Genomic DNA, 20,150 nt, shown 5'->3' on the forward strand with positions numbered 1-20,150 from the left:
AGTCGATCAGCCGACAGGACTGCCGGATCGACGGCACGCTGCTGTCGGTGACCATGAGCATGCGGTCACAGGCCGACACGATGGCTCCAAACCACTCTGACAGGCTGCGCGGCAAGTCGATCACGATGTAATCGTAATCCCGCCGCAGCGCAGTGATCAGCGCGCAGATCTGCTCGCGGCTGAACGCATCGGGCGGCATGAATTCCTCGGGCGCGGCCAAGACATCCAGGCCGCAGTCATGGCTTTGCATGCATTGACGCAGGAAAGTCTGATCGGGGATCTTCTGCTCCTGCGCCAGTTTGAACAGGCCCGGCGATGGCTTGAGATCCAGGGATGTTGCCACGGTGCCAAACTGTACATCCAGGTCCACAAGTGCGACGCGATTGGCGCGGCTTTTCTGGAACACGCCGGAATGGCCCTGAAGCTGGTCAGCTAGGTTGATCGCCAGTGTAGAGGCCCCGATGCCACCCCGCGCCGGGCAGACGGCGATCACATGGCCAAGACGTTGGCGTCCGGGCTTATAAATCGCCGGTAGCATGGAATTGGTAATCGCAAGGCGTTCGATCTGTTCAGTCAGCTCAACCTGCCCCACGGGAAAGGGCAGGATCTCGTCCACACCAGATTTCCTTAATTCCCGCGCCTCACTGAGCGAGATATCCCGGTCACTCAGTGCCAGGAGCCTGCCTGCCTGCCCCACCTGACCGCGCAGATGACGGACCAGCGCGCTGTCCTGCTCGCCGGTCAGGCGGAAAATCACCAGATCGTTCTGGCTCAGCATTTGAACCGCGCTGCCATTGACCGAAGTCAATGTACCCTCATGGGTTTCCAGCGTCAGGTCCGGCAGAGTGCCAACGGCTTCGCTCACCGCCTGTGTCATCTCGCCATCATCGGCGATCAGAACCAAAGATTTGTTGTTGATCATACCCTTACCCTCCATACTATTGACCTCAGCCATTAATCCCGCTCGCAAGATCCTCGCCAGGAAGCGATGCGCTGAAATCGGAAAACACCTTGAAATTCGCCGTGATTGCAGCCAGCGCGTTGGTGTCATTCGTGCTGGCCCCCGCCGCGAGCGCGGCAATCGCGCCCAGCGGAGAAATGAAACGGAACGGCAAATCTTCGATCGTGACGGTCACCATAGGCACATATGGGCCGCCCAGAAAATTCATCTGCGGGTCAAACTCGTAATTGAACACAAGGTTGCTGCGGTCGAAATCCGCGGTCGGATCATTGGGCACAGCAAATTGCAGCATCGTCCAGATCTCGTTAACGGTGGCCTGCGCATCCACGCCCACTGCGGTCGCCCCCGTGCAGGGCGCCACAGCCGGGTCGAGACAGACGCCATTGGCGAAGCTGCAATTGGTCCCGAACCGCGGCCCCGAGGCATCGGTATACGCGCCCCGCGTATTGGTTGTGGGCAGTCCGCTGCACGCCGCCGGCCGCACCGCGGCGATCCTCGCCGCAACCTGGACGGCCTTTTCGGCGGCAACGTAGTGAAAGGCCATGCGCCCGAAATCCACCAATCCAAGGAACAACAGCAGGAAAAGCGGCAGGATCAGAGCCAGTTCGATGGTCGAGGCGCCCTCTTCCCGGCGCCAGAACCCCGCCAGACACTTGCGGATATGAGACAGGCGCGGCGTCATGGGCCGAACACCCGGCTGCGATCGGTGATCGTGGTGTCGATCTGGGTCAAGGCCGTGCCGCCCACCAGCTGGAACAGCGGCGCAAAAGGCAGATTGGCAATCGTCAGATCCGCAGACAGAACCGCCACCGGCGCGGGCGACACGCGGTAATCGCCCGCCGTGCCCACACATTCCAACGTCAGCGCGTTGATGCTGACCGTGACACCGGGCTTCGACAGGGCGGCCAGCTCTGCGGCTGCTGCCGCCTGAAAACTGCCGATGGTCGCGCTGGGGGTCGTTGCACACAGATCCGACGGCGCAACCCGCCCGAAATAGCGTGCCACATCCCGCACCCCGGTAATGGCATTCTGATAGGCCCAGAACAGCCGGCCGCCCTCGGCGATCAATGCGAAGGTCACCAGAATGATTGGCAAAAGAATGGCAAATTCGATGATCGCGGCCCCGTCTTCCGCGCGGCGGAAGCGCTGGCAAGCTTTACGGATATGGTGCATCAGGTTCCGCATGGATCACCTGTAAAGCTGCACGACATCATGCAGGATGCCGCCCACCCCAAGCCCGCCGGTACCGCTGTCGATCGTACCGACAACCTCACCCCAGATCACCGCATCGGCCCCGGTGCCATCGGATTCCGACGGACGCACCAGGAAGATCTCGACAAAGCTGGTCACCGGGATCACGCCCGACCCGCCATTCAGCTGCGATTGATAGGTCACGCAATCAATCCCGGCCGTAACAATCACCCGGCGGCGCGGATTGGCTGCGCCGGTCGACGGCGGCTGGCATCCCGGCAGGCTGGTTTCGGCCTTGCCTCCAGCGCTCAGGATCGCTTCCAAAGCTGACTGATTGGCAATCTCGGCGTTATAGATGTCCTGCCGCGTCCCGGTTGTGGGAAACCAGGCAGGAATGCCTGCAGGCGTCTCGGCGCTGAAATCCGCGCCGTAATTCACCGTCAGATACTTCTGCAGCCCGGCCGAGAAATCGCCATCCCCGATCCGCCCGCCGGAACACCCGCCGTTTTCAAAGCAATCGTCCAGCGGCAGGCCCACAGTGGCGGTCGGGTCGATCACGCCATCCACCTCGTATTCAGGGGCGGGAACGCTGGTGCAATTGTCGCCCTGCGCCTGGGTGATCCAGCCGTCCAGCACGTTGGGTGCCGCAGCAAAATTGTCGACATCGTATTTGTTGTCGTTCTGAAACTGGCCGGACGAGGCGTCATAGCGGTCAAACCGCGTGTTGAACCCGGCAATCATGTTCCCCACGCTCAGGCCCGGGCTGGTTTCCACCCCGCGTTGGCTGAAACACATCGACACGGCCTGCGACGCGGCCAGTGCACAGGCATCCTCCTGTCCCGCAGGCGCCGAGGCGCACGCACCGGCCGGATCAATACCCAGCACCGAATTGGCCTCAAGAAACCCGAAATTGCCCGGACCCCACTGATCGTTGCCACCGCCCTGGCTGACCATCTTGACCATTTGACCCGCCGACAGGTTCAGGCTGGGCTGCGGCAGGCAGATGAACATCGGAGTGATATCGCAGGCGATCAGGGTAAAGCCCGCCACCGCCTCAGCGCTGACCGTGCCAAACCGATAGGCATTGCCGACCAAAGACGCGGTTGCCGCAGCCAGCGGGGTGTCCACCTCGTGATCATCCACCACAACGCGCACGAAAGCCGCCACAAGCGCGCTTGCAGGATCCGCCGGATCCAGCAGTTGCGCGGGCTGGGCAGGTTCCGTCTCCATGTTGGGCGGCTCGGAATAGAAGAACAGCTGGTAATCGGCCTCGCCTGACAACGTTTGGTCCCTGTTGCGCACGCCGAATGTCTGCGTGTCCGAGATCATGTTCGCCGCAGCATTGGTGGCGCGGGTGATTGAATCGATCTTGCCGTCCAACTCTCCAGCGGCAGCGAGAGCGACGTTGTCGGCAAAGCTTTGCAATTCGGCCTGGGTCGTGGTGACACGGCCAAAATCAAAGGCCAGCGCCGCCATTCCGATCATCACCGACAAGGCGACGGCGACAAAGACCAAGATCGCTCCATCCTCGGATTTGCGAAACGCACCTATGATCTGCAGCTTTGTCACAGCTTAATCTCTCTTTCCTGCCTCAGTTCAACAGGGTTTCGGTCACATCCGTGCCCCGACGGATGCGGATGACCGATTTTGGCGCGGGTTCGTCCTTCGCTTCGGCATCGGGTGCAGGCTTCGGCTCGGGTTCGCGCAGCAGGTCGTGCAAGCGGGTCATTGTAAGGGTACGGTCCTCAGTATCCTCGACCGAGCGCAGCGTTAGGCTCAGCTGACCGGCCCTTTGGGCCAGCGCCAGGCGCTGCCCTTCATCGGGTGTGACAGCGACAGTGACCGTGCGCGCCACGACCGGCTGATCGGTCTGTTCATCGGATTCCTGGTCCACTCCGATCACCCGGATGTTTTGCAGGATTGTCACTGCACGCAGACTGTCATTCGTCCCTGCAGTCAGCACGATGTCCACGCGATCCCCCGGTGTCACGAAACCGCCCACGGCCGTTTCTGCATCCACCTCGATCGCCATTGCGCGGTGATCCGCTCCGATGGTCTGAACGATGGTGACCTTCTCGCCGAAGTCCGACACGCGGTTTTGCAGGATTAGCTCACCCTGCGAGATCGGCCGCCTAGCACGACGCGCAGGCGTGTTGCTTGCGGCCACAAGCTCATCGAACTCGGTAAACACACCCACGGGCAGCGAGTTGCGCGGCCATTCAATTGATGTCAGCGTACCGGGTTTGATCTCTTCGCCGAACGAAATGTCTCGTGCGGCAACGATCACGGAAACGGTTTCACTTTGGACCGACGCTTCGGCAGGGGCGGGCTGAATGTAATCCTTGGCGAAAAACACCGATCCCCCAGCGACGGCAAGCCCTGTCATGGCGGTGAAAATTGCAGAAAGTCTCATGCTGTGATCCTTTCGATCTTTCGGCAACGACGTCGGCAGGAAGTTTTTGCGTCCGACTGATCAATGCAAATTGTGAAAAACGGGCCCTGACCTGGCTCAGGTGGGGCGCGGCGGCCCTTGGGCCGCCGCACTCATCAGTATCGGCGGGCCGATTACATCAGCGCGTCGGCTGAGGTAAACTGAGCTGCGACATCCGAGCCGATGTTTGTCAGCGTGGCAACGGCGATCGCGGTCACGATGGTCAGCGCAACACCATATTCAACGATGGTTGCACCGCTTTCATCGCGTGCCATCGATTGCAGTTTCACAAACAGTTTCAACATTTCATACTCCTTAAGACTGTTAACTACCGTAGATCTCCCACGGCTCTCTGAGCCCCTCATGACATGAGAGCCACACCCTCAACCTACGCCCCATTTATTCAGGCGCGCATCATCCAAAGCTTGAGGAAATACACCCAGAGGTTGAAAGATTGTTTAGTAAATGGCAGCCAGCACCCTATTCCCGCCACATTCGCCGTTGAATTGTGGCCGCCTGGGCCTCAAAAGAATCAGGGTGGTCCGCGGATGATCCGCGCGAAATCACCGCCGATTGTGTATGCATTTGGCCCTATCCTCCCCTCAACCACATGGGCAGACGCCCACGGAAGGAAAGCCCAGCTGGAACATGGCCAGACCAGAAGAAGAACGGACAATATGTCTGAAGAATTAATGGTGCGGTCGAGAAGACTCGAACTTCCACTCCGGTTAAGGAACAGCGACCTCAACGCTGCGCGTCTACCAATTCCGCCACGACCGCACATTGCCTTGGCAAGGTGTGAGGCATGTACCTAAGCAATCGGTCGAAGAAAAGAGGTTTTGTGCGGCAGCCCACAAAAAAACCGGCCCCGCAACAGGGCCGGTCTGATGGCAGTATATCCGAGGGCCGGGGTCAGTTCATCCGCGCAACGGCCTGACGCAGCAGGTCGGTGCGGCCGGGCTCTCCGGGGTTGAAGACGGGCACAACGCCGCCCGACACCGCGGCAAAGCCCCGGTCGAACCAGCCCGCAGCCAGCGGCTGCGAGGGCGCAACGCCAAAGCCGCGCATCAGGTGGTGGCCCACCAGCTCGGCATAGGCGGATTCACCCGCGCCCACGAGCAGCAGTGCCGAACCCAGCGCCACTTCCATATTGTCGGTCCGGTATCCCACGCCCAGGCAGATCTGCCCGGTGCCGCGCAGCTGCTCAAGCGACATGCCCGAATTTGCCGCGAAAGCCTGAACCCCGGCGACGACCTGGTTCTGCGGCGTCGTGGGCAGCTGGCTGATATAGGTGGCCATCGTGGGCGCCAGGCCCGCGCATTGCTGCGCGATCTGATCGGCGCTCAGCCCCAGCACCTGGCCGGCCAGTCGCTGACCGTTCTCGATCGCATAGGTCCGCGCCAGGCAGAACTGTTCGTTCAGCACAAGGTTCGGGTCGGTCATATTCGCGGCCGTGGCATAGCCGCCATTGGTGTTGGTCACCAGCGACACCGAATTGCAATGCGCCGCCAGCGAGGCCGTTGTTGGCACCGCCTGGAAATTCGGCAGCCCCGCCGGGGCCGAGGCCACGCCCAGATTGGGCAGCGCAGCATTTGCTGGTGCCGGCGCGACCGTGCCACCCGCCAGCTCTGTTCGGTAGTTCTTCAATAGCCCGCGCGGCCCGTCCGGATGGCTGGCCATCTGTTGGGTCACCTCGAAACTGCCCACCTGCGCCCGCCGGTGCGATGTCAGCAGGATCTCTTCCTCCAGCGGGGTCAGCTGCCCCGTCGCGGGATAGCCCATATAGGCCTGATACCGCGCGATCGCTGCACGCGACTGACGACCCAGCTGGCCATCCACGCCCCCCGCATTGAACCCGAAATAGTTCAGCGAGGACTGGATCTCGCGCCCCTGCTGGGTCCGCGGAATGCCCGACCGGTAAACGGTAGTCGTCCGCGTCGTTTGTTTTTGCGCTTGCTTGCGCTGCGCTTCCTTGGTTAGCGCGTGGCCGACAACACCTCCAATCAGAGCACCGGCGACAAAATCACCTGAATCGGCAGAGGCTTTTGAAACCGGCGAAAAGGCCAATGCAGCGGCTACAAGGGCGGTTGAAACAGACTTGGTAAACATGACATTTCTCCGAAGACTCAAAGCAGATAATGCCAAGTTTAACACCCGAATCGCCTCAAACCCGAAGGATTATTGCCAAAATCCGGGCGGGAACCCGCTGAAAGGACGCCCCGAAACATGGTCGAATGGATCGTCTCTGACGGGCTAACCTCTTACGAAGAAGCACTTTCCTTCATGGAGGCGCGGGTCGACGCCATCCACGCCGGCGCAGCTGAGGAATGCGTGTGGTTGCTGGAACATCCCCCCCTCTACACCGCCGGAACCAGCGCAAACCCCGCTGATTTGACCGATCCGGACCGTTTTCCGGTCTATGACGCCAGGCGCGGCGGCCAATACACCTATCACGGGCCGGGCCAGCGCGTGGTCTATGTAATGCTGGATTTGAACAAACGCGGCCGCGACATCCGCGCCTTTGTCCAAAGCCTCGAAGGATGGGTGATCGACACGCTGTCCAGCTTCGGCCTGACTGGTCACATCCGCGAAGGCCGCGTCGGTGTCTGGATCGACCGCCCCGATCGCCCCCCCCTCCCCGATGGTCGCATGGCCGAAGACAAGATCGCCGCCATCGGTATCCGCCTGCGCAAATGGATCAGCCTCCACGGCATCTCGATCAATGTAGAGCCCGACCTAGAGCATTTCACCGGCATCGTCCCCTGCGGCATCAGCGACTACGGCGTCACCAGCCTCGTCGACCTGGGCCTGCCCGTGACGATGGACGACCTCGACGCGGCCCTGCGACAAAGCTTTGAGACGGTGATGGAGCCGCGCAACAAGGCGTAGGGTGGGTGCCAACCCACCGTTCCGGTATGTCTGAAACAGCATTTCCGGTTTCAAACGCTGCGCTTTTTCGAATTTGCAGCGAAAGTCTGGTTTGAGCCCAACTCGGTCTTTGTAAAACAGCCAGCAAGCCCTCAGAATTTCTCCCGGCAGTGGAGTCCTTTTACACAATCAGTCCGATGCCAATATTAGCTGAGGCAGGATAACCTCACGTTCCTCCCGGCATTGGGGCGGCGTTTACTTCGATTGTGTTGAGGTCGGGGTCTAACAGATAGAGTTGCGGGAAGCCGGCAAGGCCTTCACGAAGCATTAAAACTCTTTTTCTGTCACCTTCCGGCAGATCCTCTCGAAAACCAGCCGCCTCCAAGCGTTCGACCATTCCCTCAAAGTCGTCTGTACAAAATGCGAAGTGCACGTCGGCGATGTTGGGAGACGGAGACCTTCGATAGGTTCCTGCTTCATTCAGCACGAGATGGATTTGCCGATCGCCACATCCTAACCACACTCCTGGTATCGGAAATGGCGGGCGAGGCAGGCGCTCCAGTTTGAAAAGCTCTTCGTAGAAAGAAGCCGACACCTCAACATCTCTCACGGGATACGAAATGTGATGGAGTAGCATTTCTGGCATGGCATCTCTTTCCCCAAGATCTTCGACGTGGACCATACCACATGCTGTTCCGAAAGACTGCTTCGTCCCGCAAACCGTCGCTCCTTCCCCTTCCCGGCACGGGATCAAGGCGACGCCGCCGTGCCGGCGCTGGCACGGCTTTCACATGCGGTGGGGCAGAAATAGCAAAAGCGTTCGCCCGGGCCGCCCGCAAAACGGGCCGCAACGCATCTCTGCTCCCCACCGTACGCCGTCTTAACCCTGCGCCGGCCTGCTCGCCCGGTGCACAGACCGGTGCACGGGCTGTGCACGCGGATCGTACGACGCCCCCCCCATAAGAACAGGGGCGTTCACCAGATTTTCCGGAGTGTTAACAGAAAAGCGTCCGGAGGTTCACGCCAGCGCCGCGCGGATCTTTTCGGCATGGGCTGCCAGCACGTCCATATCCGCCATCTTCCCCGGTGGGCGCAGGCTCACCCCCGCATGGCGGGGCAGCACATGGAAATGCAGGTGATACACCTCCTGCCCGCCTGCGTCCTCGTTGAACTGCTGGATCGTAACCCCTTGAGCATCAAAGGCTTTCATCACCGCATGGCTCATCACCTGCACTGTCCGGATCACCGCCGACAGCTGCTCGGGGCTGGCGTCCAGCAGGTTGCGGCAGGGCGTTTTGGGGATCACCAGGCAATGCCCGTCGGCACGTGGCATGATGTCCATGAAGACATAGGTGTCGTCGTCCTCATACAGTTTGAACGACGGAATCTCTCCCCGCAGAATCTTGGCGAAAATGTTCTGATCGTCATACGCGCTCATGTGCACACCCCGGCTGCCCTGTTCATCACTTCCTACGTTTGTGCGCCCCCGTTTCGCCCGCGTCAACCACTTGAAGTCCCTGAAAAATATGGCGCGGCGCTGGGTCCGTGCACAAAGCCGGGGGTGCGGCCATTTATCTTGATGCAGATCAACATCCGCCATTGAAGGCAGCGGCGCGACATTCTAAAACTCCCGCCAAATGCCCGCGCGCGAGGGAACAGGTGCGGGCGTCTCAATTCAAGCAGGAGGCTAACCTGATGGCAGACGCAGCCATTCACGGCCATGAGCATGAAGACAACCGGGGCTTTTTCACCCGGTGGTTCATGTCGACCAACCACAAAGACATCGGGATCTTGTACCTGATTACTTCGGCGCTGGTCGGCTTCATCGCTGTGGCATTCACCGTTTACATGCGGCTCGAACTGATGGAGCCGGGTGTCCAGTACATGTGTCTGGAAGGCGCGCGCTTCATCGCGTCCTCGGCCGAATGTACGCCCAACGGGCACCTCTGGAACGTGCTGATCACCGGCCACGGCATCCTGATGATGTTCTTCGTGGTGATCCCGGCGCTGTTCGGCGGCTTCGGCAACTATTTCATGCCGCTGCAGATCGGTGCACCGGACATGGCGTTTCCGCGTCTGAACAACCTCAGCTACTGGCTGTATGTGGCAGGCACGTCGCTGGCGGTGGCCTCGATCCTCAGCCCCGGCGGCAATGACCAGCTGGGTTCGGGCGTGGGCTGGGTTCTCTACCCGCCGCTGTCCACGACCGAGGCAGGCTATTCCATGGACCTGGCGATCTTTGCTGTGCACGTTTCGGGCGCTTCGTCGATCCTGGGTGCGATTAACATGATCACCACCTTCCTGAACATGCGCGCACCGGGCATGACCCTGTTCAAAGTGCCTCTGTTCTCGTGGTCGATCTTTGTCACCAGCTGGCTGATCCTACTGGCCCTGCCGGTTCTGGCGGGCGCGATCACCATGCTGCTGATGGACCGCAACTTTGGTTTCACCTTCTTTGATCCTGCAGGCGGTGGTGACCCGGTTCTTTACCAGCACATCCTGTGGTTCTTCGGCCACCCGGAAGTGTATATCATCATCCTGCCGGGCTTCGGCATCATCTCTCACGTGATCGCGACCTTCTCGCGCAAACCGGTCTTCGGCTATCTGCCGATGGTCTGGGCGATCATCGCGATCGGTGTTCTGGGCTTCGTCGTCTGGGCGCACCACATGTACACCGTGGGCATGTCGCTGAACCAGCAAGCCTATTTCATGCTGGCCACCATGGTCATCGCGGTGCCCACAGGCGTGAAGGTGTTCAGCTGGATCGCCACGATGTGGGGCGGCTCGATCGAATTCAAGACGCCGATGCTCTGGGCCTTTGGCTTCCTTTTCCTCTTCACCGTAGGCGGTGTGACCGGTGTGGTCCTGTCGCAGGCGGCTGTGGACCGGTACTACCACGACACTTACTACGTGGTGGCGCACTTCCACTATGTGATGAGCTTGGGTGCCGTCTTCGCCATCTTCGCGGGTATCTACTTCTACCTGCCCAAGATGTCGGGCCGCATGTATCCGGAATGGGCAGGCAAACTGCACTTCTGGGCCATGTTCATCGGGTCGAACCTGACCTTCTTCCCGCAGCACTTCCTGGGCCGTCAGGGCATGCCGCGCCGCTATATCGACTATCCTGAGGCTTATGCCCTCTGGAACTACTGGTCGTCGATCGGCGCCTTCCTGGCCTTCGCATCGTTCCTCTTCTTCTTTGCGGTGATGTTCTACACCCTGACACGCGGCGCCCGCGTGACCGAGAACAACCCGTGGAACGAATATGCGGACACCTTGGAATGGACCCTGCCCAGCCCGCCGCCCGAACACACGTTCGAGCAGCTGCCCAAGCAGGAAGACTGGGACAAACGGCACGCGCATTAAGCACTGTGACCTCGAAACACCCGAGAGCCCCGGCCAAAGCGCCGGGGCTTTTTCGTTGCGCCGCCTCGTGCCATGCTTTGCGCAGCACTCAGGTCGGGAGCATCGCATGAGCCAATCCCTGATCCGCTCCTGGATAGACGAGGCGCTGGAGCGCGCCTCAACCATGAACCGGGCCGATGCCCGGCTTTACCTCATCTGCAGCGCCGGACTGCCCCTTGGGGCTCTCGTGCATGGGATCTGGGCCGTGATCTTCTGGTATCTCGACGCGCATGTGGTCGCGCTCTGGGATGTGGGATCAACGATCCTGTTTCTCAGCTGCTGGTGGCTGATCCTGAAAGGGCACATTCTGATCCCCGGCGTGATCCTTCCCATCCTGGTCGAGATCCCGCTGCGCGCGGCATTGGCAACCTATTACATAGGGTACGAGGCCGGATTCTGGGTGTTCATTTTCGTCTCAGTCGTCTCGTCCATGGTGATGGCATTCCTGCCCGTGCCCGCCCGCATCGCTGTGGGCTTTGGCTTTGCGGCCTTCGCCTTCGTCACGATCTGGATGACCTATGGGGTACCGCCGCCAATCCCGCTGGATCAGACCTGGACGCTGATTTTCCTATTTACCAACCTGCTTAGCGTTGCGGCGGTTCTGATGGTGATCCTTGTGATCTTCGACCGCGCTGTCTTTCGCGCGGAAACCGCGTTGTCACGCGAGTTTGACCGCGCCGAGAGGCTTTTGAAAAACATCCTGCCTGACGCCATCGCCCTGCGCCTGAAAGACGGCGAACACCTGATCGCCGATGATCACCCCGATGTGTCGGTCATCTTCGCCGATATCGTGAACTTCACCGAAGCCAGCGCGAAGCTGCGCCCGGCCGAACTGGTCGAAACGCTGAACCTTGTCTTCACCGCCTTCGACAAGCTGGCGGCCAGACATGGCGCGGAAAAGATCAAGACGATCGGTGATGCCTATATGGCCGTGGTCGGTGTGCCGGACGCAAAGGAGAACCATGCCGCCGTCGCGGTTGAACTGGCGCTCGACATGCTCAGCGCCGCCCGCACGATCAGCGCGCAAACCCATTTCCCCATCGACCTACGGATCGGGGTCAATTCCGGCCCGGTCGTCGCCGGCGTGATCGGAGAAAGCAAATTTGCCTATGACCTCTGGGGCGACGCGGTCAATGTCGCCGCACGCATGGAAAGCCACGGCACGCCGGGCCAGTTGCTGATCACCCAGGCAACCAGGGATCTTTTACCCGAGGGTGTGCAGGTCCACCCGGCAGGCACCCGCGACGTCAAAGGGAAAGGAGAGATGCCCGTCTTTTCCCTGAACCCGGCAGGGTAGCCGATACACAATTCGCGCTGTTCGCAGGCAGCCCAAGCAAAGCCCGCGCCTCCCTGAAGGTCAGGACCGGTCGGGCGGTCACCTTGTGACGGATGGTGCTTTCCTCGCCATCGGGCAGCAGGCAGGCATCGGGGTCCAGATGCGGTACAGCCACAGGGCCCATGAACAGGCTTTCGCAGGGCACCTCCTCGGCGAAAAGGAGTGATGTTCCGCCAAAAGCAGATGGGCATAGGTGACCGTCTGGCAGGGCTCCAGCGTCACGCCGGGCAAGCCCACCATCGCCTTGGCCGGCACGAACACTTCGGCCTCCCCGAACATCAGTTCGGCCCGGGGAGACGTGACCAGCATCCTGTGGTGCTGCGACACGCGCAGATCCGCGCGGTTCCCGATGCTTCCGGCGGCAAAACGGACCGGCGCAGCCGCCCCCCGCCCGGCCAGCCGCCGCGTGCCGATCCAACGCAACGGCTGCGCCCCGCAATCCAGTGTCATCACCCTATGCCCGGCCCTTAGCGACCCGATAGGCACATCGCCATAGGGGGTTGCAATCCGTGTCTCCGCCGCGAAGCAGACATAGGTGTGGGTGTACTCGGGCTGCGTGTCATAAGTGTAATAGCCCGGTTCCTGATCGGGGGTGTAGTTGTCCCAATACCACCCTTCCAGATCAAAACCCGGCGTCCAGATAATCTGAGCGGTCGACCCGGTATCATCCACCCCTTCGAAGACGATGATGCCTCCACCTGACCCGTCCGGAGCCAGATCGCTCCGGATGACCACAGCATCCTGAATGCTGCCACCGCCGCCGCTGCCGCCCCAACTGACGGAATAGGTATCCCCGATCTCGAACAGGCGAAAATCGGTGTCGCCCTCCTGCACCTCGATCACCAGGTCCATGGAACTGTTGGGGGGATAATCGAAGATGGACGACGTGCCATAGGCGTTCACGTTGCTGCCCGTGGCAGCCGCGAATTCATTGTCCAAAGCGTAAAACAGAACCGTCATGGCCGTGCATATGCACAGATCATGTTTTCGAAATGCCTACGCCGCAGACCAAAATGCAGCGGATTTTCGCAAAGCTTTACGGGTCTGGTCCGGCCGGCCGAAATCTCCTCGACAGCGCGCGTTCAGATGCTAAAACCTGCACAGGACGTGTATCAAATGCCGTATAACTGGACCGCATCCCAAACCCGACCTGACGCGCAGGAACTGCACCTTTGGCCGCATCAATCGCTGCAGCCAAAGGGGTTTGCCAGGTTCATCCTGATCACTTTCGCCCTGTCTCTGATGCCGCTGTTTGCGGTGATGGGATCGGCCGTACTCTGGGGGCTTCTGCCCTTCATGCTGGCCGCGCTGGCGGGGATCTGGTTTGCCTTGACCCGCTCGCGCCGCGATGCGCAGATCCTTGAGGTCCTGACCCTGTCGGATGACCGCGCACATCTGCTGCGCCGCAATCCGCGTGGCGATGTGCAGGAATGGGATTGCAACCGGTACTGGGCCAAGCCCGCCCTGCATGAAAAAGACGGCCCCGTGCCCTATTACGTCACCCTCTCGGGCAATGGGCGCGAGGTCGAGATCGGCGCATTCCTGTCCGAAGAGGAGCGCGTCGCGCTCTATGACGAGCTGACCCGCGCTTTGCGGCACCGCTGACGACAATCGCCAAGCAGATCCGCCGCGGCACCCTGTCCCGGCCCTGCTCCGGGACCCCAGCAGTGACCCAAGGCCCCGGTTCAGGGGCCGCGGCATCGCAATCAGTCAGTCAGCCCCGGCGGCCTTAGCCCGCGCAGAGCCTGTCCTTGACCATCGGGCCCACCTGTCCGAAATCCATCTGCCCGGTATATTTGGACTTCAGCGCGCCCATCACCTTGCCCATGTCGCGGATCGAATCTGCACCGCTTTCGGAAATGGCCTCATCCACCGCAGCGGCGACTTCTTCGTCGCTCAGCTGCCGGGGCAGGAATTCTTCGATGATCTCGATCTCCCCGCGTTCCCGTTCGGCCAGATCCAGCCGCCCGCCCTCTTCATAGGCGCGCGCGCTTTCCTGCCGCTGTTTGGTCATTTTCCCAAGGATCGCAAGGACTTCGGCGTCGCTGACGCCCCCTTCTTCGCCGCTGCCGCGGGCTTCGATATCCTTGTCTTTGATGGCTGCGTTGATCAGGCGCAGCGTCGACAGGCGGTCTGTCGCCTTGTCCTTCATCGCCTGTTTCAGGGCCGCATTCACGCGTCCGCGCATATCCATATGTGTCTATCCATCGCTATGGTCGGAAATTGCGACAATAGCGAATGAAAAAGCACAGTTCAACCAAGGGTGACACATGCTAACCCTCTGTTTTTGCTTAACCTCCCAATATTTCAGCACACTTGACCTCTGCCCGCTGACCGCCCTATACCTGCGCAGATTTGCGACCGAGAAAGAGTGCTGCCATGGCTTCCACCGCCCCCACCACCCCCACCGCATGCCTGGCTCTTGCAGATGGCACGATCTTCTACGGGCGCGGCTTCGGGGCGACCGGCCAGACGGTGGCCGAGCTCTGTTTCAACACCGCCATGACCGGTTATCAAGAGATCATGACCGATCCCTCCTATGCCGGGCAGATCGTGACCTTCACCTTCCCGCATATCGGCAATACCGGCGTGAACCCCGAGGATGACGAAACCGCCGATCCTGTGGCCGCGGGCATGGTGGTGAAATGGGATCCGACCGAACCTTCGAACTGGCGCGCCGCGGAAGAGCTGAAAACCTGGCTGGAACGGCGCGGCCGCATCGCCATCGGCGGCATCGACACCCGCCGCCTGACCCGCGCGATCCGCCAGCAGGGCGCACCCCATGTGGCGCTGGCCCATGATCCCGAAGGCAAGTTCGACATCGCCGCCCTTGTGGCCGCCGCGCGCGGCTTTGCAGGCCTCGAAGGCATGGATCTGGCCAAGGAAGTCACCTGCGCCCAATCCTATCGCTGGGACGAAATGCGCTGGGCCTGGCCCGAAGGCTATACCCGCCAGAAAGACCCCAAGTTCAAGGTGGTTGCCGTCGATTACGGCGCAAAACGCAACATCCTGCGCTGCCTGGCCAGCGCGGGCTGCGATGTCACCGTCCTGCCCGCCACCGCCACCGCAGACGAGGTCATGGCCCATGACCCCGATGGTCTGTTCCTGTCGAACGGCCCCGGCGATCCGGCGGCCACTGGTGAATATGCCGTGCCAATGATCCGCGATGTGCTCGACAAGACCGACTTGCCCGTCTTCGGCATCTGCCTGGGTCACCAGATGCTGGCGCTGGCGCTGGGGGCCAAGACCGTCAAAATGAACCACGGCCATCACGGTGCAAACCACCCCGTGAAGGACATAGAGACCGGCAAGGTCGAAATTACCTCGATGAACCACGGCTTTGCCGTGGATGCGCAGACCCTGCCCGACGGGGTGATCGAAACGCACCGGTCGCTTTTTGACGGCTCGAACTGCGGGATCCGCATGACCGATCGCCCGGTCTATTCGGTGCAATATCACCCCGAAGCCTCTCCCGGCCCGCAAGACAGCTTCTATCTGTTCGAGCGCTTCGCCGAGGCGATGGGAAAACGCGTCTGATCCCTGAACTTTTCGCACTGGGCTTTACGGTTCATTAACCAAGCCTTGGCATGGCTGTCCCGGTAACCACCGAGGCAGTTTGATGAGCGAAGCGCGGTTCACCCTGCAGTCCCCCATCCATCCCGACGCGCGCGGACGCGCCCGGCCGCTTTTGGGCCGTGCGCTGGTGGATGCGGGCAAGATCACCAATACCCAGCTGGTGCAGGCGCTGGCGCAGCAGGAAACCGTCGCGGCCCCTCTGGGGAAATCCTTGTCTCGGACGGGGTGTTGACCCTCGCCGATATTCTGGCCGTCGTGGCGCAACAGAATACGGCCTGTGAGATCGATCTGGTAGCAGAACCGCCCGACAAAACCCTTGCCCGGCTGGCCCCGCGCGATGTCTGGCTGACCCATTGCGCCGTGCCCTGGAGGCGGCTGGGTACAGGCGTTCTTGTGGCCACCCCGCGCCCTGATCAGTTGGCGGCGCTGCGCACCGCTCTGCCTGCCGATTTCCCTCAGATAATTCCTGTCATCAGTTCCGAAGAACAGGTGATGGGCGCCATCGCGTGTCTGTTCCGGGCCGACCTGACCGCCCAAGCCGAAACCCGCGTGGCTTCGATGTACAGCTGCCGGCATTGGGAAAAACTGGGGCTTGGGCGCGCCCTCGTCGTTCTGGGGCTGGCCGCATCACTTCTGGGCGGGCTGGTCCTGTCGCCGGGCCTCACCTTTTCGGTGATCTGCGCCTTTGCCATCCTGTGCCTGTTCACGATCACGCTTCTGAAACTGACCGCGGCCTTGGCCCATATCGGCCACCGGCTGCATGTCGATCCGCCGGCACCGCAAATCCCTGCCGGGCGCTGGCCGCGTATTTCAGTCATGGTGCCCTTGTTCAAGGAAACCGAAATCGCGGACGCTCTGATCGAACGACTGCAGAAGATCACCTATCCCAAGGTGCTTTTAGACGTCATCCTGGTGCTGGAAGAGAAAGACACGCTGACCCGCGCCACACTGGCCGCTTGCGACCTGCCCCGCGTGCTGCTGCGCGATCTGGGCTGGAAACGCTTTCTGGGGCTTCAGGCGTTTTTCATCGGGACGCTGTCACAGTTTCTGTTCGCGCCCATCCTCTGGACCTTCTGGCTTAAAATGCTGGCCGTGCCGCATCCGACCGAGTCGGTCTTTGAACACGATATCCTGTTTCTGGTCGCCACGCTTTTCGTGATGACCGAAGTGGTCAATCTGGGCATTGCCCTGTGTGCGGCCGCGCGCAAGGAACACCGCTTCCTTATCCCCTGGGAATTGACCCTACCGCTTTACTTCCCGCTGGGCGCCATCGCCAGTTACAAGGAGCTTTATGAAGTGCTGGTGAAACCCTTCTACTGGGACAAAACCCAGCATGGCCATTCCGAACCCGACAAGGGGGCCGCGGTCTAGCCCTGCGCCTCGCGGCGGTCGGCATCCTGCTGCAGCCGCGTCATGAACGCGATCGAGATGTGATCGCGCAGCGCCTTTTCAGCAGCGTCTTCATCGCGCGCCTCGATCGCGCGGACAATCCCGTCATGTTCGCTTTGCGCGATCTGCCCACGGCCCTGCGCGGCCAGCGACGTGGTCGCCATCAGCGCCATGGTGCGGTGCACCAGATCCAGCTGCTGCACCAGGTACCGGTTATGCGAGGCCAGATGGATCTGCTTGTGAAACCGCCGGTTGGCCCGCGACAGCGCCGCCGGATCGTTCACCAGCGCATCATCGGCGGTCACCATCTCGCGCAGCAGCTTCACCTCTTCCGGGGTGGCATGACGCGCGGCCAGACGCGCGGCCAGCCCCTCCAACTCGCGCCGGACGATATACAGCTCAGACATCTGGTTGTGATCCAGCGACGCCACGATCAGCGACCGCCCGTCCCGTTCCAGCAGCGATTGCGTCTCAAGCCGCTGCAAGGCCTCGCGGATAGGCGTACGTGACATGCCGAACTTGTCGGCCAGATCGCTTTCAACCAGACGGTCGCCGGGCTTGTAATCGCCCACGTCAATCGCTTCAAGGATCAGGGAATAGGCGTCGGTCTGGGTCACTTGTCGCTGGTTCATGGTCTTCGATCATTGCACTGGATGGTCCTGTCTAGCGTTCCGCAGGCCGTTCGATCAAGCCTGCCGTTGCATCGACGCGCCAACCGCCCTAGGACAAAGCCATGGTCAAAGACGCGTTTTCACATGTCACGCAATGGGTGTTCGACCTCGACAACACCCTTTATCCGCCGCGCGCGCGGCTCTTTGATCAGATCGAGGTCAGGATGACCAAATTCGTCATGGATGCCTTGCGCGTGGACCGCCCCGAGGCCGACCGCCTGCGCCGCCATTACTGGCAGCTTTACGGCACCACGCTGGCCGGTCTGATGCGCGAACACCAGGTCGATCCCGGCCCCTATCTGACCGATGTGCATGACATCTCCCTCGATCATCTGGAACAGGACGCGGATCTTGCCCGCCATATCGCAGACCTGCCGGGCCGGCGCATCGTCTATACCAACGGCACCGCCCCTTACGCCGAACGCGTGCTTGAGGTGCGCGGGCTAAGCGGATTATTCGATGCGGTCTATGGCGTGGAACATGCAGGCTTCCGCCCCAAACCCGAACGCGCCGCGTTCGAGGAGGTCTTTGCCAAGGACGGCATCACCCCGGAAAAAGCCGCCATGTTTGAGGACGAACCCCGCAACCTCGCCGCGCCCCACGCCATGGGGATGCGCACCGTGCATGTGGCCGAAACCCCGGTCGCGGCCGACCATATCCACCACCACACCGATGACCTGACGTCTTTTCTTAAAATCCTGACGTAAATCATCAGGGATGCGACAGATTGGCCCTCCCGTTCGGCGCCGCGCACCCTATCTCCGCTGCAGCGCCGAACAGGAGACATATGATGAGCGTCGCAGACATCCCCGCCCGACGGCCATTCTGGCTGAAGCTTTTTCTGGCCATCCCCGTGATCGGCTGGGTCGCCCGCGACCTGATGTTCGGCGACAAGGACAACATCTGGTACGCGATCATTGCGTTCGTCAGCCTCTGGATGTCCTCGGCCATCGTCTTTGGCCTGCCGGGCCTTTACCTGCCCGCTTTGGCACTCGTGCCGGTGATGTTCGTTTTCCTGATCATCTTCGCCAAACCCTGATGGCGTCAGGATGTCGCTTGGCCCCCGGCCCCGCCGCGGCCTAGGTTCCGGGTGAAGGAGGGCTGCTCATGCAGTTTGATTGCGACATCCTGATTTCCGGCGGCGGGGTCGCTGGCCTTACCGCCGCGGCCTGTTTCGGGGCGGCGGGCCGTTCCGTGATTTGCGTTGATCCGGCGCCGCCGGTCACCGAACGCGACGCCGAAGGGGCCGATCTGCGCACCACGGCGATCCTGCAGCCCGCCCGCGACCTGCTGGAACGTGCCGGGCTGTGGGACCATTACGCCCCCCATGCCACGCCCCTGCAGATCATGCGCATCGTCGATGCGGGCGGCGAAGTGCCCGAACCCCGCGTGGTGCGGGAATTCAACGCCGCCGATATCTCGGACCAGCCCTTTGGCTGGAACCTGCCCAACTGGCTGTTGCGGCGCGAATTGCTGGCGCGGTTGGAAGGCCTTGACAGGGTGGATTTCCGCCCCGGCACCGGCACGAAAAGCCTGTTCACCCGCCAGGCCGAAGCGCGCGTGGGCCTCACCGATGGCTCACGCATCCGCACGAAACTGGTCGTGGCCTGCGACGGGCGCGGATCGCCCATGCGCGAAGCTGCGGGGATTTCCGTGACCACGCGCCGCTATGGACAAAAGGCGCTGGCCTTTGCGGTCACCCATGACATCCCGCATCAAAACGTCTCAACCGAGATCCACCGCACTGGCGGGCCTTTCACGCTGGTGCCGCTGCCCGATTACGAGGGCCGCCCCTCATCGGCCATCGTGTGGATGGAAGAAGGGCCCAATGTCGCGAAACTGATGGCGCTGGACACGCCCGAATTCGAGGCCGCCATGACCGAACGGTCCTGCGGGCTTTTCGGGCCGCTCACGCTGGCCTCCCGCCGCACGGTCTGGCCGATCATCAGCCAGGAAGCTGAACGGCTGTCAGGGGAACGCCTGGCGCTGATGGCCGAGGCCGCCCATGTGGTCCCGCCCATCGGCGCGCAGGGGCTGAACATGTCACTGGCCGACCTGCGCGCGCTGCTGGATCTGGCAGAGGCCCGGCCCGAAGGCCTGGGCGATGCAGCGATGCTGGACGCCTACCAGAAGGCCCGGCACGCCGATATCCGGCTGCGGGTGCAGGGGATCGACATTCTGAACCGCGCCTCGATGGTCAGCGCGCAGCCGCTGCGCGATGCCCGCGCCAAGGGGCTGGATGCGCTTTACGCGCTGGCGCCTGTACGGCGGACGCTGATGCAAATGGGTCTGGGCGTGCGCTGACGTGACGCGCGGGACTGG

Annotated in this window: 22 protein-coding genes and 1 tRNA gene; 10 read left to right on the plus strand and 13 right to left on the minus strand. The window is 61.5% G+C overall.

Annotated features, from left to right (window positions below; translation table 11 throughout):
- The 8 genes from TR61_RS15190 to TR61_RS15220 all read right to left on the minus strand — a co-directional run.
- On the minus strand, positions 1–922 hold a 922-nt coding region (locus TR61_RS15190), incomplete at its 3' end, for a CpaE/TadZ family protein (RefSeq protein WP_172676995.1).
- 25 nt (positions 923–947) lie between these two features.
- Entirely contained in the window at positions 948–1,643 is a 696-nt protein-coding gene (locus TR61_RS15195) for a TadE/TadG family type IV pilus assembly protein (protein WP_050931377.1), read from the minus strand.
- Positions 1,640–2,146, minus strand: a complete 507-nt coding sequence (locus TR61_RS15200; protein ID WP_050931378.1) for a TadE/TadG family type IV pilus assembly protein — start codon at positions 2,144–2,146, stop codon at positions 1,640–1,642. Before TR61_RS15200 ends, TR61_RS15195 begins: the two co-directional genes overlap by 4 nt.
- Before the next feature lie 3 nt (positions 2,147–2,149).
- Complete coding sequence (locus tag TR61_RS15205) at positions 2,150–3,721, minus strand: pilus assembly protein TadG-related protein (RefSeq protein WP_050931379.1); 1,572 nt, start codon at positions 3,719–3,721, stop codon at positions 2,150–2,152.
- A gap of 22 nt (positions 3,722–3,743) precedes the next feature.
- Positions 3,744–4,565 carry a Flp pilus assembly protein CpaB gene (gene cpaB, locus TR61_RS15210; protein ID WP_050931380.1) on the minus strand — a complete coding sequence of 274 codons (822 nt, stop codon included), beginning with the start codon at positions 4,563–4,565 and terminating at the stop codon, positions 3,744–3,746.
- Between the two features lie 152 nt (positions 4,566–4,717).
- On the minus strand, positions 4,718–4,888 hold the full coding sequence (locus tag TR61_RS19995; protein ID WP_172676996.1) for a Flp family type IVb pilin: 171 nt from the start codon (positions 4,886–4,888) through the stop codon (positions 4,718–4,720).
- A gap of 388 nt (positions 4,889–5,276) precedes the next feature.
- Positions 5,277–5,363, minus strand: a tRNA-Leu gene (locus TR61_RS15215).
- 132 nt (positions 5,364–5,495) lie between these two features.
- Positions 5,496–6,692 carry a peptidoglycan-binding domain-containing protein gene (locus TR61_RS15220; protein ID WP_050931381.1) on the minus strand — a complete coding sequence of 399 codons (1,197 nt, stop codon included), beginning with the start codon at positions 6,690–6,692 and terminating at the stop codon, positions 5,496–5,498.
- 72 nt (positions 6,693–6,764) lie between these two features.
- Here TR61_RS15220 and lipB point away from each other — a divergent pair, with 72 nt between their 5' ends.
- Positions 6,765–7,472, plus strand: a complete 708-nt coding sequence (lipB, locus tag TR61_RS15225) for a lipoyl(octanoyl) transferase LipB (protein ID WP_281178075.1) — start codon at positions 6,765–6,767, stop codon at positions 7,470–7,472.
- A gap of 205 nt (positions 7,473–7,677) precedes the next feature.
- On the opposite strand, the gene TR61_RS15230 is transcribed toward lipB, so the two are convergent.
- On the minus strand, positions 7,678–8,133 hold the full coding sequence (locus TR61_RS15230; protein ID WP_216595414.1) for a VOC family protein: 456 nt from the start codon (positions 8,131–8,133) through the stop codon (positions 7,678–7,680).
- A 336-nt stretch (positions 8,134–8,469) separates the two neighbouring features.
- Positions 8,470–8,889 (minus strand): HIT family protein, encoded by a 420-nt coding sequence (locus TR61_RS15235; protein ID WP_050931383.1) that lies wholly within the window; start codon positions 8,887–8,889, stop codon positions 8,470–8,472.
- A gap of 257 nt (positions 8,890–9,146) precedes the next feature.
- Here TR61_RS15235 and ctaD point away from each other — a divergent pair, with 257 nt between their 5' ends.
- Both ctaD and TR61_RS15245 read left to right on the plus strand, forming a co-directional pair.
- Complete coding sequence (gene ctaD / locus TR61_RS15240) at positions 9,147–10,817, plus strand: cytochrome c oxidase subunit I (protein WP_050931384.1); 1,671 nt, start codon at positions 9,147–9,149, stop codon at positions 10,815–10,817.
- 106 nt (positions 10,818–10,923) lie between these two features.
- Positions 10,924–12,153, plus strand: a complete 1,230-nt coding sequence (locus TR61_RS15245) for an adenylate/guanylate cyclase domain-containing protein (protein ID WP_050931385.1) — start codon at positions 10,924–10,926, stop codon at positions 12,151–12,153.
- 78 nt (positions 12,154–12,231) lie between these two features.
- Here the strand turns inward: TR61_RS15245 and TR61_RS15250 are convergent, their stop codons facing one another.
- On the minus strand, positions 12,232–13,152 hold the full coding sequence (locus TR61_RS15250) for a Hint domain-containing protein (RefSeq protein WP_050931386.1): 921 nt from the start codon (positions 13,150–13,152) through the stop codon (positions 12,232–12,234).
- A 156-nt stretch (positions 13,153–13,308) separates the two neighbouring features.
- Between TR61_RS15250 and TR61_RS15255 the strand changes: the two genes are divergently transcribed.
- A complete protein-coding gene (locus TR61_RS15255; protein WP_050931387.1) occupies positions 13,309–13,797 on the plus strand; it encodes a DUF2244 domain-containing protein in 489 nt (162 codons plus the stop codon).
- 124 nt (positions 13,798–13,921) lie between these two features.
- Here TR61_RS15255 and TR61_RS15260 read toward each other — a convergent pair whose 3' ends face one another.
- Complete coding sequence (locus tag TR61_RS15260; protein WP_050931388.1) at positions 13,922–14,386, minus strand: GatB/YqeY domain-containing protein; 465 nt, start codon at positions 14,384–14,386, stop codon at positions 13,922–13,924.
- Positions 14,387–14,571: 185 nt separating this feature from the next.
- Here TR61_RS15260 and carA point away from each other — a divergent pair, with 185 nt between their 5' ends.
- From carA to TR61_RS15275, 3 genes are all read left to right on the plus strand, one after another.
- Positions 14,572–15,729 (plus strand): glutamine-hydrolyzing carbamoyl-phosphate synthase small subunit, encoded by a 1,158-nt coding sequence (carA, locus tag TR61_RS15265; protein ID WP_050931389.1) that lies wholly within the window; start codon positions 14,572–14,574, stop codon positions 15,727–15,729.
- Positions 15,730–15,811: 82 nt separating this feature from the next.
- Entirely contained in the window at positions 15,812–16,000 is a 189-nt protein-coding gene (locus TR61_RS15270) for a hypothetical protein (RefSeq protein ID WP_050931390.1), read from the plus strand.
- Positions 15,997–17,139, plus strand: coding sequence for a GspE/PulE/PilB domain-containing protein (locus tag TR61_RS15275; RefSeq protein ID WP_172676997.1), 1,143 nt, complete (start codon positions 15,997–15,999; stop codon positions 17,137–17,139). Before TR61_RS15270 ends, TR61_RS15275 begins: the two co-directional genes overlap by 4 nt.
- Here TR61_RS15275 and TR61_RS15280 read toward each other — a convergent pair.
- Complete coding sequence (locus tag TR61_RS15280; protein ID WP_050931392.1) at positions 17,136–17,789, minus strand: GntR family transcriptional regulator; 654 nt, start codon at positions 17,787–17,789, stop codon at positions 17,136–17,138. The two genes, TR61_RS15275 and TR61_RS15280, sit on opposite strands and share 4 nt — an antisense overlap.
- Positions 17,790–17,890: 101 nt before the next feature.
- Between TR61_RS15280 and TR61_RS15285 the strand changes: the two genes are divergently transcribed.
- The 3 genes from TR61_RS15285 to TR61_RS15295 all read left to right on the plus strand — a co-directional run bounded on the left by TR61_RS15285 (position 17,891) and on the right by TR61_RS15295 (position 20,132).
- Positions 17,891–18,535, plus strand: coding sequence for a pyrimidine 5'-nucleotidase (locus TR61_RS15285; protein ID WP_050931393.1), 645 nt, complete (start codon positions 17,891–17,893; stop codon positions 18,533–18,535).
- Positions 18,536–18,618: 83 nt separating this feature from the next.
- The gene (locus TR61_RS15290) at positions 18,619–18,867 is read left to right on the plus strand and encodes a hypothetical protein (RefSeq protein WP_050931408.1); all 249 of its coding nucleotides are present in this window, start codon (positions 18,619–18,621) and stop codon (positions 18,865–18,867) included.
- Between the two features lie 68 nt (positions 18,868–18,935).
- Complete coding sequence (locus TR61_RS15295; RefSeq protein ID WP_050931394.1) at positions 18,936–20,132, plus strand: UbiH/UbiF family hydroxylase; 1,197 nt, start codon at positions 18,936–18,938, stop codon at positions 20,130–20,132.
- Positions 20,133–20,150 lie beyond the last annotated feature (18 nt).

The organism is Aestuariivita boseongensis, from assembly GCF_001262635.1.
Classification (GTDB): Bacteria; Pseudomonadota; Alphaproteobacteria; order Rhodobacterales; family Rhodobacteraceae; genus Aestuariivita; species Aestuariivita boseongensis.

Coding starts and splice junctions, on each gene's coding strand:
- TR61_RS15195 (WP_050931377.1), bottom strand. CDS start 1,643: ATGACGCCGCGCCTGTCTCATATCCGCAAGTGTCTGGCGGGGTTCTGG.
- TR61_RS15200 (WP_050931378.1), bottom strand. CDS start 2,146: ATGCGGAACCTGATGCACCATATCCGTAAAGCTTGCCAGCGCTTCCGC.
- cpaB (WP_050931380.1), bottom strand. CDS start 4,565: ATGAGACTTTCTGCAATTTTCACCGCCATGACAGGGCTTGCCGTCGCT.
- TR61_RS19995 (WP_172676996.1), bottom strand. CDS start 4,888: ATGTTGAAACTGTTTGTGAAACTGCAATCGATGGCACGCGATGAAAGC.
- TR61_RS15220 (WP_050931381.1), bottom strand. CDS start 6,692: ATGTTTACCAAGTCTGTTTCAACCGCCCTTGTAGCCGCTGCATTGGCC.
- TR61_RS15230 (WP_216595414.1), bottom strand. CDS start 8,133: ATGGTCCACGTCGAAGATCTTGGGGAAAGAGATGCCATGCCAGAAATG.
- TR61_RS15235 (WP_050931383.1), bottom strand. CDS start 8,889: ATGAGCGCGTATGACGATCAGAACATTTTCGCCAAGATTCTGCGGGGA.
- ctaD (WP_050931384.1), top strand. CDS start 9,147: ATGGCAGACGCAGCCATTCACGGCCATGAGCATGAAGACAACCGGGGC.
- TR61_RS15245 (WP_050931385.1), top strand. CDS start 10,924: ATGAGCCAATCCCTGATCCGCTCCTGGATAGACGAGGCGCTGGAGCGC.
- TR61_RS15250 (WP_050931386.1), bottom strand. CDS start 13,152: ATGACGGTTCTGTTTTACGCTTTGGACAATGAATTCGCGGCTGCCACG.
- TR61_RS15255 (WP_050931387.1), top strand. CDS start 13,309: ATGCCGTATAACTGGACCGCATCCCAAACCCGACCTGACGCGCAGGAA.
- TR61_RS15260 (WP_050931388.1), bottom strand. CDS start 14,386: ATGGATATGCGCGGACGCGTGAATGCGGCCCTGAAACAGGCGATGAAG.
- carA (WP_050931389.1), top strand. CDS start 14,572: ATGGCTTCCACCGCCCCCACCACCCCCACCGCATGCCTGGCTCTTGCA.
- TR61_RS15270 (WP_050931390.1), top strand. CDS start 15,812: ATGAGCGAAGCGCGGTTCACCCTGCAGTCCCCCATCCATCCCGACGCG.
- TR61_RS15280 (WP_050931392.1), bottom strand. CDS start 17,789: ATGAACCAGCGACAAGTGACCCAGACCGACGCCTATTCCCTGATCCTT.
- TR61_RS15285 (WP_050931393.1), top strand. CDS start 17,891: ATGGTCAAAGACGCGTTTTCACATGTCACGCAATGGGTGTTCGACCTC.
- TR61_RS15290 (WP_050931408.1), top strand. CDS start 18,619: ATGAGCGTCGCAGACATCCCCGCCCGACGGCCATTCTGGCTGAAGCTT.
- TR61_RS15295 (WP_050931394.1), top strand. CDS start 18,936: ATGCAGTTTGATTGCGACATCCTGATTTCCGGCGGCGGGGTCGCTGGC.